14 protein-coding genes are annotated in these 13,530 nt (G+C 45.6%); 2 read left to right on the forward strand and 12 right to left on the reverse strand.

All coding sequences use genetic code 11. The features are described from left to right. Nucleotides 1-27: 27 nt before the first annotated feature. Entirely contained in the window at nt 28-1,695 is a 1,668-nt protein-coding gene (gene rnjA / locus EXIG_RS10305; RefSeq protein ID WP_012370883.1) for a ribonuclease J1, read from the reverse strand. Further along, the gene (locus EXIG_RS10310; protein WP_012370884.1) at nt 1,692-1,910 is read right to left on the reverse strand and encodes a DNA-directed RNA polymerase subunit epsilon; all 219 of its coding nucleotides are present in this window, start codon (nt 1,908-1,910) and stop codon (nt 1,692-1,694) included. The genes rnjA and EXIG_RS10310 overlap by 4 nt, the downstream gene beginning before the upstream one ends. 170 nt (nt 1,911-2,080) lie before the next feature. Between EXIG_RS10310 and EXIG_RS10315 the strand changes: the two genes are divergently transcribed. After that, on the forward strand, nt 2,081-2,857 hold the full coding sequence (locus tag EXIG_RS10315) for a Cof-type HAD-IIB family hydrolase (protein ID WP_012370885.1): 777 nt from the start codon (nt 2,081-2,083) through the stop codon (nt 2,855-2,857). A gap of 43 nt (nt 2,858-2,900) precedes the next feature. On the opposite strand, the gene EXIG_RS10320 is transcribed toward EXIG_RS10315, so the two are convergent. The 5 genes from EXIG_RS10320 to ccpC all read right to left on the reverse strand — a co-directional run bounded on the left by EXIG_RS10320 (nt 2,901) and on the right by ccpC (nt 8,511). Continuing rightward, nucleotides 2,901-3,569, reverse strand: coding sequence for a potassium channel family protein (locus EXIG_RS10320; protein ID WP_012370886.1), 669 nt, complete (start codon nt 3,567-3,569; stop codon nt 2,901-2,903). Nucleotides 3,570-3,879: 310 nt separating this feature from the next. Beyond that, nucleotides 3,880-4,902 carry a cytochrome d ubiquinol oxidase subunit II gene (locus EXIG_RS10325; protein ID WP_012370887.1) on the reverse strand — a complete coding sequence of 341 codons (1,023 nt, stop codon included), beginning with the start codon at nt 4,900-4,902 and terminating at the stop codon, nt 3,880-3,882. Between the two features lie 12 nt (nt 4,903-4,914). Then, the gene (locus EXIG_RS10330; protein ID WP_012370888.1) at nt 4,915-6,303 is read right to left on the reverse strand and encodes a cytochrome ubiquinol oxidase subunit I; all 1,389 of its coding nucleotides are present in this window, start codon (nt 6,301-6,303) and stop codon (nt 4,915-4,917) included. A gap of 221 nt (nt 6,304-6,524) precedes the next feature. Further along, nucleotides 6,525-7,637: an N-acetyldiaminopimelate deacetylase gene (locus EXIG_RS10335; protein WP_012370889.1), complete on the reverse strand. Its 1,113-nt coding sequence runs from the start codon at nt 7,635-7,637 to the stop codon at nt 6,525-6,527. Next, complete coding sequence (ccpC, locus tag EXIG_RS10340; protein ID WP_012370890.1) at nt 7,621-8,511, reverse strand: transcriptional regulator CcpC; 891 nt, start codon at nt 8,509-8,511, stop codon at nt 7,621-7,623. The genes EXIG_RS10335 and ccpC overlap by 17 nt, the downstream gene beginning before the upstream one ends. 65 nt (nt 8,512-8,576) lie before the next feature. Here ccpC and EXIG_RS10345 point away from each other — a divergent pair, with 65 nt between their 5' ends. Further along, nucleotides 8,577-8,969 (forward strand): disulfide bond formation protein B, encoded by a 393-nt coding sequence (locus EXIG_RS10345; protein WP_012370891.1) that lies wholly within the window; start codon nt 8,577-8,579, stop codon nt 8,967-8,969. A gap of 8 nt (nt 8,970-8,977) precedes the next feature. Here EXIG_RS10345 and EXIG_RS10350 read toward each other — a convergent pair whose 3' ends face one another. The 5 genes from EXIG_RS10350 to EXIG_RS10370 all read right to left on the reverse strand — a co-directional run bounded on the left by EXIG_RS10350 (nt 8,978) and on the right by EXIG_RS10370 (nt 13,437). Beyond that, nucleotides 8,978-10,258 (reverse strand): protoporphyrinogen/coproporphyrinogen oxidase, encoded by a 1,281-nt coding sequence (locus EXIG_RS10350; RefSeq protein WP_012370892.1) that lies wholly within the window; start codon nt 10,256-10,258, stop codon nt 8,978-8,980. A gap of 110 nt (nt 10,259-10,368) precedes the next feature. Next, nucleotides 10,369-11,184 carry an NAD(+) synthase gene (gene nadE / locus EXIG_RS10355; protein WP_012370893.1) on the reverse strand — a complete coding sequence of 272 codons (816 nt, stop codon included), beginning with the start codon at nt 11,182-11,184 and terminating at the stop codon, nt 10,369-10,371. A gap of 38 nt (nt 11,185-11,222) precedes the next feature. Continuing rightward, the gene (locus tag EXIG_RS10360; protein ID WP_012370894.1) at nt 11,223-11,684 is read right to left on the reverse strand and encodes a BsuPI-related putative proteinase inhibitor; all 462 of its coding nucleotides are present in this window, start codon (nt 11,682-11,684) and stop codon (nt 11,223-11,225) included. Nucleotides 11,685-11,775: 91 nt separating this feature from the next. After that, nucleotides 11,776-11,988 carry a hypothetical protein gene (locus tag EXIG_RS10365; protein ID WP_012370895.1) on the reverse strand — a complete coding sequence of 71 codons (213 nt, stop codon included), beginning with the start codon at nt 11,986-11,988 and terminating at the stop codon, nt 11,776-11,778. Between the two features lie 357 nt (nt 11,989-12,345). Beyond that, nucleotides 12,346-13,437: a virulence factor gene (locus EXIG_RS10370; RefSeq protein WP_012370896.1), complete on the reverse strand. Its 1,092-nt coding sequence runs from the start codon at nt 13,435-13,437 to the stop codon at nt 12,346-12,348. Nucleotides 13,438-13,530: the final 93 nt, after the last annotated feature.

Genomic DNA, 13,530 nt, shown 5'->3' on the forward strand with positions numbered 1-13,530 from the left:
TCCAGAATAAGGAAATGTCTTTTTTGTTTATACTTCCATGATGATCGGCATGATCATTGGATGACGTTGTGTTTTTTCAGTCAGGTACGGTGTCAATGTATCGTTGATGACTTGCTTGATATCCGTCCATTTTGTGTTTCGGTTCGCTAAAGATTGCTCAAGCGAACGTTTCAACAGACGTTCCGCATCCTTGATCAGGTTACCGGATTCACGCATGTACACGAATCCGCGCGAAATGATGTCCGGTCCTGAAACAAGACGATTCGTTTTAGAATCAAGTGTGACGACGACGACGACCAGTCCTTCTTCTGAAAGAATCCGTCTGTCACGCAGGACGATATTACCAATATCTCCAATTCCTTTTCCATCTACATAGACGGCATTCGCTTGGATTTTACCCGTAATGGCGGCTGCATTGGCATCGAGTGCCAGAACTTCACCGTTGTCCATGACGAAACAGTTTTCTTCCGGCACACCGGCATCCATCGCAAGTGACATGTGTTTTTTCAACATGCGGTACTCTCCGTGGATTGGCATGAAGTATTTAGGTTGCAAGAGACGGAGCATCAACAACTGTTCCTGTTGGCTGCCGTGACCTGATGTATGGATGTCATTCAATTTACCGTACATGACATCTGCACCGGCTTTATACAATTGGTTAATCGTTTTCCCGACGGAAACAACGTTTCCTGGAATCGGAGAAGACGAGAAGATGACCAAATCATCCGGAATGATGGAAATCTGACGGTGTGTTCCGTTGGCGATCCGGCTAAGGGCTGCCATCGGCTCCCCTTGCGAACCTGTACAAAGAATCGTCAGTTCATTTGACTTGTACCGTTTCATCTCGTTCGGTTCAATGATTGTGCCCTTTGGTGCTTTGATGAAATCAAGCTCCTGACCAATCATCATGACTTTATCCATGCTCCGACCGAAGACGACGATTTTGCGTCCGGCTTCGACTGATGCATTGACGACTTGTTGCAAGCGATAGATGTTCGAGGCAAAAGTCGCGAAGATGATCCGCCCCTCTGCTTTACGGAAGATGTTTGAAATCGTATCTCCGACGACACGTTCACTCATCGTAAAGCCTTCAATCTCGGCATTCGTCGAGTCAGACAATAGACAGAGAACACCTTCCTTGCCGAGTTCCGCCATTTTTGTTAAATCAGCCGGTTCTCCGACGGGTGTAAAATCGAACTTAAAGTCGCCGGTATGGACGATGTTACCTTGTGGTGTCTTGACGACAACTCCGAACGAGTTTGGAATCGAGTGAGTCGTCCGGAAAAATGAAATACTCGTCTTCCGGAATTTGATGATTGAATCTTCATCAATTTCATGCAACTCGGCCGTCCGCAATAAACCGTGTTCTTCGAGTTTTACTTTAATGAGACCAAGTGCAATCTTTCCGGCATAAATCGGTAAGTTGACTTGTTTGAGTAAAAACGGCAATCCCCCGATGTGGTCTTCGTGACCGTGAGTGATGAAGACACCTTTTACCTTGTCCTTGTTTTTGATCAAGTATGTGTAATCTGGAATGACATAGTCGATTCCAAGCAGTTCATCTTCAGGGAACATGACACCGGCATCGATGACGATGATCTCATCCTGAAATTGAACGACGTATGTGTTCTTCCCGATCTCTCCTAAGCCGCCGAGTGCGAAAACGGCTGCTTGATGGTTTTTAACGAACTTCATGCGAACGTTTCAACCTTATAGTCTGGGCTTAGTTTTTCATATTCAAGGAATTCGCCGCTTAACTCACGGATGAATTCGACGTTAATTTCTTTGATGAGGTGGTCAATCGCTGTTCGCACTTCACGAATGTTCTCTCCCTCAACATACATCACTTCTGTCCGTTCCCGTACCGGGGCTTCTGAACGAAGCGGTTGATAAAATACTTTAAAAATCATGTTTAGCAACTCCTTATCAGTCCATTGTTTTTTGTCCTTAGATTAGTATACACGATATCCTACTATTTTTTCATCCTATTCCTAATCCAAGGTCGGCGTAAACGTTAACGCTGTGCTATAATTCCACATGTATCCGGCTGAACAGCCAATTAAAAAGAGAAGGTGAAACCATGGCAAATCAGAAAGTCGTCTTTTTCGATATCGATGGAACCTTACTTCACGATGGTCATTTTGTTCCCGAGTCGACCAAACAGGCAATTAAACAATTACAAGCAAATGGTGTCTATGTAGCTATCGCAACCGGACGCGGTCCGGCGATGTTATCCGGTGTCCGCGAATTACTCAATATCGATACGATCATTGGGTACAATGGTCAAATCGTCGTGCATCAGAACGAGGTCATTTACAGACGTCCGCAACCGATTGCAGATCTTAAGCATTTGACAGAGCGGGCCCATAAAAATGGTCATACGCTTGTTTATCTAGGTGAAACACAGGGGTTTTCAACGAAACCGTCGGATCAGTTAGTCCAAGAGTCACTTGGCGAACTGGATATTCCTTTACCGGCTTTTAATGACCAGGCGTTTACGACACATGATGTCTTCCAGACGCTTGTCTATTGTACTGCTGAAGAAGAAGCCGAGTACACTCAGAACTATCAGGCCTTCGACTTCATCCGCTGGCATCCGAACGCAATGGACGTCATTAATGTCGGTTCATCCAAAGCGGACGGCATCAAACAATTTCTGAAGCTGACCAATATCCGGCGCGAAGATACGTTTGCTTTCGGAGATGCGTTAAATGATTTAGAAATGTTGCGTTATGTCGGAACCGGCATCGCGATGGGCAATGGTCTTGCAGAAACAAAAGCAGCCGCCGATTTCGTCACTAAACATATTCTCGAAGACGGCATCGAACACGGTCTCAAGGAATTTCAACTCATTTAACTACTCAAAAGGCCGAGGAATCATTCCTCAGCCTTTTTTGATATTAATTTTTCACTTTATGAATGGCGCGCTCCAAGCGGTCCAAGTCATCGTTTTCTCCAATGACGACGAGGTAATCCCCTTTTTCAATCAATTCATCCGCTTGTAAGGAAATCATGACGTTCTCGCCCCGCTTGATGGCAACAACGTTCGCACCGTACTTGCTTCGTAAATCCAGATCAATCAAAGTCTGGTTCGCCATCCGGTCACTGACTTTGATTTCGACAATCGAGAACTCTTGTGATAAATCGAGATAATCTAAAATATTCGAACTCATCAATCCGTTGGCAATCCGGACCCCCATGTCCCGCTCGGGGTGGACGATGAAGTCCGCACCAATTTTACGCAACACTTTTTCATGGTAATCATTCGTCGCCTTGACCGTAATCGACTGGACACCCAGTTCTTTTAAAATTAAAGTCGTCAAAATCGATGCTTGGATGTTTTCCCCGATCGCAACGATGACATGATCAAAATTACGGATTCCGAGACTCTTTAGAACGTTCTCATCCGTCGTATCTGCAATGACGGAATGCGTCGCAATCCCCATATATTCATTCACACGTTCTTCATCCGAATCAATCGCCAAAACATCATATCCGTTTTTCGACAACTCTCGAACAATCGATCCCCCGAAACGCCCTAAACCGATTACCGCAAACTCTCCATTCATGTTCAACTCTCCTTCACATTTCTGCTTCAGTAGTAGTGTACCCGATTCACTTCTAAATTACTATGAACGCTTTTACAATACAGTTTTCGGTTCTCCCCACCTTAAAACGACCGACAAATCTAATCAAAAAAAGGGGTCGACTCCAAAAGAAATCATTTGATCTTTCACGCCATTTCCTGTAGGAGTCTCGTAAGTACGTGAGTTCTACATTAAACAAGAAAAGAGCGGCAGAATTGAATCTGCCGCCCTTTTCTTTGGAGAAACCGACTTTTGAGTCAGCCTCGAACTGATTACGTGATAGACGTTCTACTTATTTTGCTTTTTTCCCGCTGACATAATCGTTGTCAAACAGGAACAACCGTAAAATCAAATACAGTGCAGGGATCAATAACATCAGTCCGAAGATGAAGACGACGACAAGTGCCGTAGCCATCGTTTCGTTAACGACCGCTTTATTGATATCGATGTACGGATAAAGAATGTACGGAAGGTGTGTGTATCCGTATCCGAACCAGGCAACACCGTATTGCGCCATCACGGCGATGAAAGCAATCCCGTAGTTTTTCTTCAAGTAAACAAGTGTGACAGCAACGCAGAAGAATAGGAAACTTGCTGCGAACCACCACCAGTTGCCGTTTAAAATATTTTCATAATGCCACGCTGCCTGATTCTTCAGTCCGAAGAAGACTAATGCACAGACAACAATTGTCGGAATACTCCAGAACAATGCCCATTTCCGAATCAATGGTGTTGCATTCTCATCCTTTGCTTTATCCGCATAGAACAACAGGAACATCGCGCTGATATAAAGAACCGATACGATGGCAAGCGCAACGACCGTCCAAGAATAAAAGTTCGTGAACAGCTTCGTCCCAAGGAATTCGACTGTCTCATTTGTTTTCCGGATAAAACCGCCCTGACTGATTGTCAGTGTCGTCGACATCGCTGCCGGAATCAGCAATCCTGTCGCACCGTATAAGAACGTATAGAACATGCTGTCGTTCGAACCATAGTTGGCAAATGCGTAAAAGCTACCGCGAATTGCAATCAATACCAACACGATCGAAGCCGGAACAAGTAAAGCTGTTCCGTAATAATATGCCGTATCCGGAAAGAATCCGACAAGTCCGACGAAGAAGAAGACGAAGAAGACGTTCGTCACTTCCCAGACCGGAGAAAGATAACGGAGAATCAAACGGTTCGTCAGATGATCCCGTTTCGTATATTTTGAATAAAACGCGTAAAAACCGGCACCGAAGTCAATTGAGGCAACGATGAGATATCCATAAAGGAACGTCCAAAGTACGGTTATTCCAAGTGTTTGAATGTCCAACTCGTTCCCTCCTTATTTGTTGTCGTCCGCAAACATCGCTTCACCACGTGTGTGATGATCGTCCGCGAGTTCTTTGCCGACTGGATTATTTTTAAACATCCGGAGCAAGACGACTGTACAAATCGTTCCGAGCAACAGATAAAGTAAACTGAATAAAATCAACATCGGTCCGACAGCCGTCGAAGTCGTCGCTGCATCAGCCGTTCTCATAATACCATAGAGCGTCCAAGGCTGACGTCCGATTTCCGCATACATCCATCCTGCTTCGATCGAGACGATGGCAAGCGGTCCACCGATGAAAATACCGCGCAGTAACCATTTGTTGTACGGGTTCAACTTTTTGAGTCGGAATGCCAAGATGAACAAGGCTGAGATGGCAGCCAGGTACATGCCAATCGATACCATGATATCGAAGAAATAGTGGACAAACAGAGGTGCCTGATCTTCTTTGGCGAATTCATTCAAACCGATGACCTCTGTATCCGGTGCTCCCCCTGCGAGAATGGATAAAGCATACGGAATCTTGACAGCACCTTTAATTTCATAGCTGCCGTCCGCCTGTTCATCCAAAATACCACCGAAAATCAATTCGGCTTCGTTTGTCGTTTCAAAATGCCATTCTGCCGCTGCGAGTTTTTCAGGTTGGTATTTCGCCAGGTATTTCCCGGAGAAATCACCGACCAATGCTGTCGAGAAGGCAAAGATTAAGCCGGCCATGACGGTTAAGCGAAGTGCTTTTTTGTGATAAGCCGTTTCTGCCGCCGACAAAGTTTTCTTGCGCAACAGATGAAACGCTGCGATTGCTGCCAAGATGAAGGCAACCGTCAAGTAAGCGGATACGATGACGTGCGTTGCTTTCGTTGGTGTCGCCGTGTTGAACATCGCTTTCAACGGTTCGATTTGCGTCAACGTTCCGTTAACGATTTTGAATCCTTCCGGCGAGTTCATGAATGAGTTGACCGTCGTGATGAAGAAAGCAGATAATGTCGCCCCGATGACGACGGGAATCCCGATTAACCAGTGTAACCATGGATTTTTAAACCGGTCCCATGTGTAGAGATAAATACCGAGGAAAATCGCTTCAAAGAAGAAGGCGAAAGTTTCCATGAACAACGGTAAGGCAATCGTTTGACCGGCTACTTGCATCAAGGAAGGCCATAAGAGCGACAATTGTAGACCAATCGCTGTTCCTGTTACGACACCTACCGCTACAGTTACGATATAACCGCGCGTCCAGCGACGTGCCAAAAGAATATAGTCTGAATCTTTTCGTTTAATACCGATGTACTCAGCTGCGAGTACCATCAATGGAACCCCTACCCCAATCGTCGCAAAGATGATGTGGAATGCTAATGTGAGCCCTGTCAATAATCGACTGAGCATGACTGGATCATTGAACATGTGTATAGCCCCCTCTTTCTAGACGTACTTCTATATATTGTTTATATCCGTATCATAGAGAACATAATCATTTGTGTCTGTTTTAAATGTTTGATGTAACAAATTGTTCACATATACTCGTGATTTATTTCACAAAACGTTCGAAAACTGTTCTCTTCTATAAAATGAAAGCCCTTTATCCATTTTTTCATGAATAAAGAGCCGATTGTCACGTCTTTTATTTAGACGTATTCGCGGAAATAATGATCCAGTAAATTGATGACGAAGGGGATGGCTTCTTCGTCCGGATTCAAGGTCGGTTGATGTAATCCGGATGTTGCATTATTCACCCCGAGCCAAAACATCATGCCGGGAATTTCTTTTAACATGAAACCAAAATCTTCTCCCGTCATGGCAGCATCACACTCAATGTAATTCGCATTCATTTTGACGAAGGATGAGAATTTATCAACGACGCGTTGATCGTTGACGACTTCATAATACCGATTTCCGAACTGCAGATCGATTTTGACGCCGAATGAAGCTTCGATGCCGCGGATGATATCCCGGACACGTTGCTCTAACTTTTCCATATCTGTTCCGTTAAGCGCCCGCATCGTTCCGTCGAGTAACGCCCGACCGGCAATGACATTCTCCCGAATTCCTGCATCTACTTTCCCGATCGTGATGACACTGCAGTTCATTGGATTGATCGAGCGGCTGACAATCGTCTGCAGCTGCATGATTAACGCTGCCTGCGCAACGACTGTATCAATCGTCAAATGGGGGAACGCAGCATGACCGCTCTGTCCATAAATCGTGATATGAACTTCCCGTGCACTCGCAAACAAGACACCCGGACGGCTGGCAATCGTTCCGACCGGATACTCCGGTGCGACATGCAGACCATACATCTCACTCGGACGATATTTTTCAAACAGCGGACTTTTAATCATCGGTTCTGCCCCACCCGGACCTTCTTCAGCTGGTTGGAACAGGAAAACGACATCATCCATGACCGGCAGTTCAACGATTCGGCGTAACAGACCGAGGGCAATTGATGCATGCACATCATGGCCGCAGGCGTGCATGAACCCCGGATGCTCGGAACAAAATGGCAGTCCCGTTGCTTCTTCAATCGGTAATCCGTCGATATCCGCCCGGTATCCAATCGTCCGATTTCCGGTTAATCCTTTCACACGGACAAATACTCCTGTTTCGAATGTATCGTAACTGACCCGATCTTCCGGGTATGATCGGATTTGATCAAGGATAAATGCTTGCGTTTTAAACTCCTTAAAACCAGGTTCCGGTATTTTATGAAGTTCTCGGCGCATTTCAATTGCGTATTCCATCTGACTGACTTCCTCCTTCTTCTTTGACAATGTCCCAAAACGCTTGGACTTGTTTTAATTCAAGCATCGACTCCGTTGATAGAATCCACGTGTCCCGCTTTAAAATTTTACCGGATGACGTTTTGAGCGGAATCTGCATCACTTCACTCGCTTCATGGATCGTCGATTCCGGCAAGATGGCAAAACCAATCCCGTGAAGTGCCATCTGTTTACACGTTTCAATCTGGTCGACGACGAGCGTCCGGGCCGGCGGACTCGAAAAACGATCCTGCCACCATTCTAAAATTTCCTGATAATAGGTCGAATCGCTCTTGAACTGGATAAAAGGACGTTCTGTCTTCCGCAACTGTTCCAACGACGTCAGTTCACTGTCGACTAAATACAGCGGATCGGAAAACAGCCGTTCCTTCACGCCTTTCCAATCGGGATTTCCGCGGATGATACCGATGTGAAAATGTTCTTCCAGCATATGACGCATCATTTCACTTGACCACCCTGTGACCAATTGGACACGGACATGCGGATACCGTTCGACAAATCGTTTCAGAACACGGGGAAGCCAGTATTGTCCCATAATGGACGCGACTGCAATCCGAAGTGTCCCGTAAACGGCTCCCTCTTCTGCCGTCAATTCACTTTTAAGCTCCAGTTCTTTCCGGTTCATCTCCTTGGCGAGACCGATGACTTTTTCGCCTTGCGGAGTAATACTCAGCCCACGGGATGAACGAATGAACAGCTTGGTTGCCCAGCGCCGCTCGATTGCGACCAAACGTTGGCTGAGGGCAGGCTGCGATACAAAAAGACGTTCGGCTGCCCGTCTCATGTTCAATTCTTCTGACAACGTAATCAACATTTCCATTTCCGACACTTGCAATGTATGATTCGACTCCTCATGATATAAGATGGCATTAGTTTAACACGTTAGAGAGGAAGGTACATATGTCACGGTATCATTTTATGTTGATCGTCTCAACGGTCGCTACTTTAGGCAGTCTGTATTTCAGTGAGGTCCGGGGATTCATTCCTTGTCCATTATGTTGGTGGCAACGTCTGTTCATGTATACGACCGCCATCTATCTGCTCGTATCCTTGTTCCGCAATCGCCCGGTCGACGGATTTTTCCTTCGCTTGTATACATTACTCGGGTTCGCAGTCGCGGCCTACCACGTCGTACTCGAACGATTACCGGATGGCGAAGCGCTCTGTACAAATGGTTGTCTCATCAAATGGGTCAATTATTTTGGCTTCCTGACGATTCCGATGATGAGTTTGATTGCATTTACGCTTTTGGTCATCCTCGCCTTTTATCCAAATAAAAAAAACGCTCAATGAGTGTTTTTTTATTTCCAAGTCGCTGCCACGTTCAACGCGCTCGAGAAGGATAATTCCGATAACTGCCCTTCTCCTTCACACCAATCCCCGACAAACGCCATCGTCTCCTTTGGTCCGTCCTGCATAAAATTAGGTAATCCGCTTTGGCCCATTTTCCATTTGATTTCTTGAACGATTGCCCGTTTCATTGTCCGCTCGACGACGAGACGTTCCTGCCATGTCGGATAATGTTGATCAAGGAGCCGGTGAATGTGTTGGACCTTTTCTGCCAGATAATCCGGATTTCCGACTTCTGGGTGGGCAAGATAAGCAACAACCTGTAAGACTTGACCATCTTTCGGCGCGATACTCGGATCGTAATGGGATAGATCCGTTACGAACAGTTGATGTGTACGGTCGTACACATATGAAAACGGTGTTTTGAGGTATGGACTGATCCCGACATCATATACGAGAACTTCCACCGGTTCGTACTGCGCAAATGGTTCGATGAAGGATTGAACGGATGCCGGCAATGCCAGTTTCCGCATATCCCGGGGAGGAAGCGCCAGGACAACCCGGTTCACAATCCATTCGGTCTTTTTCCGGTCACGTAACTGATATCCTTGTTCATATTCTTCAATCGCCGTGATTTTAGTTTTCCGATGGATGGTTCCGCCTTGTTCTTGGATGACCCGTTCCAGTTCATCAATTAAAACTTGCCATCCTCCGGCGATATAGGAGACCGGCTTTCGTGTCCGAAAGAGTTTGCGGTAATAGTCAAAATAGACGACTGACGGAATGTTTTCCGGTTCGGTCGTAAAAAAATTGCTGGAGGCCAGATCAAGCATCAGACGGGACACATCTTCCTCCGTTTTTTCCCGTATCAACCATTGACCAATTGACAACTCCGGCTCCCCTTTTTCAAGCCGGAGAACGGTTTTCACGACTTCCCATGTGAAACGAAGTTTATCCGTTCCGCCTATCACTTCTGTTTTTAAGAGACCGATTGCATTGGCGGGAGCAGCCGTTAAATGACCGGAAAATTCATATTTTGCTTTTGCCGAAGAAAAGTCCAGCCAGGTAATCTCTAATTTCAGATTTTTTATGATCGTCTTTAAGACGGACTGATCACGCCCGTATATCGCATGCGCCCCGTAATTGAATGTATAGCCTTTAATGCGTTGTGAGGTCGCTCTGCCGCCTAACATCGCGGCATCATAAAGTTGTACCTGTTTCCCTTGTTTCGCAAGCAAGGCAGCAACGGATAACCCTGCCAGTCCACCACCGACGACTGCTATCGATTCCATTCTGTTCCCTCCAGTCAGGCTCTCTTACTCAATGGTTTGTTTTAACTCTTTTCCCGCTTTTTAGACGAAAAAAACGACAGCACTTTCAGCTGTCGTCTGCAGGTCATTCCTTATTTCCACCACGTATCCAGGGGTGAAACCGGCATATGGTGTTTATGGCCAACCCGTTTATACTGAGCTTCGAGTTTAGCCTGACTTTCAGCGGAGATGGTTTTCCCCTCCAAGTAGTCATCGATTTCATTGTACGTCATGCCGAGTGCTTGTTCATCCGGCAACCCCGGCTGGTTATCTTCTAAATCTGCTGTCGGTACCTTTTCAATCAGTCCTTCAGGTGCCTGTAATTGACGTAACAGTTGTTTTCCCTGTCGCTTGTTCAAACCGGTCAATGGCGTCAAATCACAAGCACCGTCTCCGTGTTTCGTATAAAACCCGGTCACGAATTCAGCTGCATGATCGGTTCCGACGACGAGACAGCCGTAATGGGCCGCTATATCATACTGTACTTTCATCCGTTCCCGCGCTTTTGTATTTCCTTTACTAAAATCAGACAAGACGTCTCCTGTCGCTTGTTCAAAAGAAGCCATGGAAGCAGCGACGGCCGGCTTGATGTCCACGCGTAACGCATGATCCGGACGGATGAAGGACAGGGCAAGCTGGGCATCCGACTCGTCTTGTTGTTGACCATACGGTAATCGTACAGCGTAGAATTGATAATCGCGATTCGTCTCACTGCGTAACTCCTCAACCGCGATTTGACAAAGACGACCGGCTAACGAAGAATCTTGTCCTCCCGAGATTCCAAGAACAAGTCCTTTTGCTCCTGTATGCACAAGATACTCTTTTAAGAATTGAACGCGTTGCTTAATCTCTTCTTCAGCGTCAATGACTGGTTTGACTCCCGTCACTTGAATGATTTCCTGTTGCATGAAACCGTCACACTCCTTCATTTTTCATCATGTCTTCCTTAGTTCAAAAGCTCACTTTCCGCTTTCGTGATGGACGTCGATTGATCCTTCACTTGTCGGATGGTCATCGCTTCGATCCGGGTCGGATGACTGGAAGGCGGAAGCTCGACTTTTACTTCGTACCGTTTAGTCTCCAGTCCTTTAAACCGTTCTTGTTCGATGGCTTGCGTAAATACCTGCTCTTGCGAAAAAGTATACAGTACTTTTTGATCCGCATCCTTGATTTTCAATTCAAACCGTTGGGATGTCGGGAATGTCAGAGTCAATGCTTGCTCATTCGGATTCTTTAATTCCACGACAGCCAAAACCGTATTGGATTCGAGCAGTTTGCCGGACACCTTGATTTCAATCGGTTGTACCGCATCGTCTTGTGTCGCTGGCTTTTCCTGTTCCTGCTGGTTACACCCGGCTAAAATCAACGTCAGGACACATACACACGATATCCGTATAATCCATTTCAAAACAACGCCCCCTCTCTTCTCACTTAACAATTTTAGCACAAAAAAGAGGCAGGATAAGGTTCGCCCTCATCCTGCCTCTTCAATTCATAAATTAAGCAACCGGAATCGTTGCTGTCATTTTTGATGGAGAAAATAATTGTTCGATCCCCGTCACAAACAATTCATCGCAAATGGCGTCCGTTGCCGTTGCAGGTGCCACAAGTGTAATCGTCCGGCTGTCCACTGTCTCAATCGTCACGAACACTCCTGAAGCTGTGCGTTCTTTGTACCCTACCGCTAAGTCTGTTTCAGCAAAAAGTATCATATCCCCGAATCTCCTTTGTTATGTCAGATGTCAGTCAAACCAAAATAGCCGTTTGAATTCGAATCAGTTATTGTGATTTCACTTTATCAAAACAGAAAAAACACCGGAAAATTCTCGTTCGACATTTCGTGTCAAAACTTTATTCCAAAAAATACAACCATTTTTTGGAACATCGAGATAGTTGCTGTATACATCTTTAAAATGGCGTTTTATCAACACATTTCAATTCCATTTCAAAACCATTACAAAATAATATTCATTTTTTCCCATTTCCCTTAGTTAGAAGGGAAAATATACCTAGACATCTCACTTGTTATTTTGTCGAATGGTTCTTCGCACACCGTTTATTTGAAGTTCTTATGAACTTTCACCTGACATTCGATTCATTTGTTGCCAAACCGTACCTAGTGCTTCTTCCCCACTTTCAATCCGGGCCAGTGCGAGTTCCGCCTGAAGCGCGACTTCATATTCCTTATCTTGTACGGCTTCTTTTAGGCGTGGAATCGATTGTTCCGTTCCGACATCAAATAAAAAGCGTGCCGCACGCCAACGTACCAGTTTATTTTTATCCGTCAAGGCTTCCATCATCATTACTTCTGCCTCCGGCAAGGCCCAGTCAGAAATCGTATCTCCCGCAGTTCGTCGGACACTGCTTGAAGGATCATGCAAGGCATTCGTAATATAGTCCAATAGTTCCAATCGATTTTCTTCAAACATGCCAAGTTTGACTACGGCTTGTCTTCTGATCTGCATCTTTTCATCCTGAAGCAGCTTCGCATAGGCCGGAATCCAGTCCAGTTCGATTGGCAGTTCGTCAAGCGCTGCAAAACGCTGTTTCCAATCGGACGAAGTTAACGCTTGTCCGTCAAATGTCACTTCTTCTCCAGAAGCGATGGTTTTTAAACGGTCTATCCGCTCTGGTGGATACGCGACTTCAATTTCTTGGGCCACTTCCTCCAAACTTTCATCCAAATCACCGTAACGCGGTGCTTGCTCAACCCACCGGCGGTCACTGATGACATTTTTGACATAAGGCTGAACGAATAGTGCGGCTTCCCGGAACCGGTCGGGTAATCCGTGACGTTTTTCTTCTAATCCTTTGACTCCTTTTAGCTGCATCGGTACGCCTAAAATAAATTGGATAAACAGATGAACAGGCTCAAATGCCTCATCCGTTTCATGTCTTTCAACATCACTGAGTATTTCACCAAACGACCGACGAATCTCGATGACTAACGTCCGCCAATCATATTTCGGAAACCGTTCGACAGCTAAAAAATCACTGACTTGATATACTGATTTAATGCCTGGAATCTCCAGTAATTTTGCGACGTGGTCCGGTGCACCGAATGCATGTTCAAATGTTTGTCCCTTCTCCGAAAACGTTTCATCGACGATGACCTTCATATTGTTCGGACTTGGTGTTGGTTCAATTGCTATAATCTTCATCTTAATCCCTCCCCCTTTTATCATTCAGAAATTCGTTTCAAAATGCAACGCATACGCTTTTGTTTTCAGATCCTATCAAAAAGAAGCAAGAAA

It is taken from the genome of Exiguobacterium artemiae 255-15, assembly GCF_000019905.1.
GTDB lineage: Bacteria > Bacillota > Bacilli > Exiguobacteriales > Exiguobacteriaceae > Exiguobacterium_A > Exiguobacterium_A artemiae.

What these genes read in the sequence shown, in the direction of transcription:
- rnjA (WP_012370883.1), bottom strand. Translation starts at nt 1,695, where the DNA reads ATGAAGTTCGTTAAAAACCATCAAGCAGCCGTTTTCGCACTCGGCGGC.
- EXIG_RS10310 (WP_012370884.1), bottom strand. Translation starts at nt 1,910, where the DNA reads ATGATTTTTAAAGTATTTTATCAACCGCTTCGTTCAGAAGCCCCGGTA.
- EXIG_RS10315 (WP_012370885.1), top strand. Translation starts at nt 2,081, where the DNA reads ATGGCAAATCAGAAAGTCGTCTTTTTCGATATCGATGGAACCTTACTT.
- EXIG_RS10320 (WP_012370886.1), bottom strand. Translation starts at nt 3,569, where the DNA reads ATGAATGGAGAGTTTGCGGTAATCGGTTTAGGGCGTTTCGGGGGATCG.
- EXIG_RS10330 (WP_012370888.1), bottom strand. Translation starts at nt 6,303, where the DNA reads ATGTTCAATGATCCAGTCATGCTCAGTCGATTATTGACAGGGCTCACA.
- EXIG_RS10335 (WP_012370889.1), bottom strand. Translation starts at nt 7,637, where the DNA reads ATGGAATACGCAATTGAAATGCGCCGAGAACTTCATAAAATACCGGAA.
- EXIG_RS10345 (WP_012370891.1), top strand. Translation starts at nt 8,577, where the DNA reads ATGTCACGGTATCATTTTATGTTGATCGTCTCAACGGTCGCTACTTTA.
- EXIG_RS10350 (WP_012370892.1), bottom strand. Translation starts at nt 10,258, where the DNA reads ATGGAATCGATAGCAGTCGTCGGTGGTGGACTGGCAGGGTTATCCGTT.
- nadE (WP_012370893.1), bottom strand. Translation starts at nt 11,184, where the DNA reads ATGCAACAGGAAATCATTCAAGTGACGGGAGTCAAACCAGTCATTGAC.
- EXIG_RS10365 (WP_012370895.1), bottom strand. Translation starts at nt 11,988, where the DNA reads ATGATACTTTTTGCTGAAACAGACTTAGCGGTAGGGTACAAAGAACGC.
- EXIG_RS10370 (WP_012370896.1), bottom strand. Translation starts at nt 13,437, where the DNA reads ATGAAGATTATAGCAATTGAACCAACACCAAGTCCGAACAATATGAAG.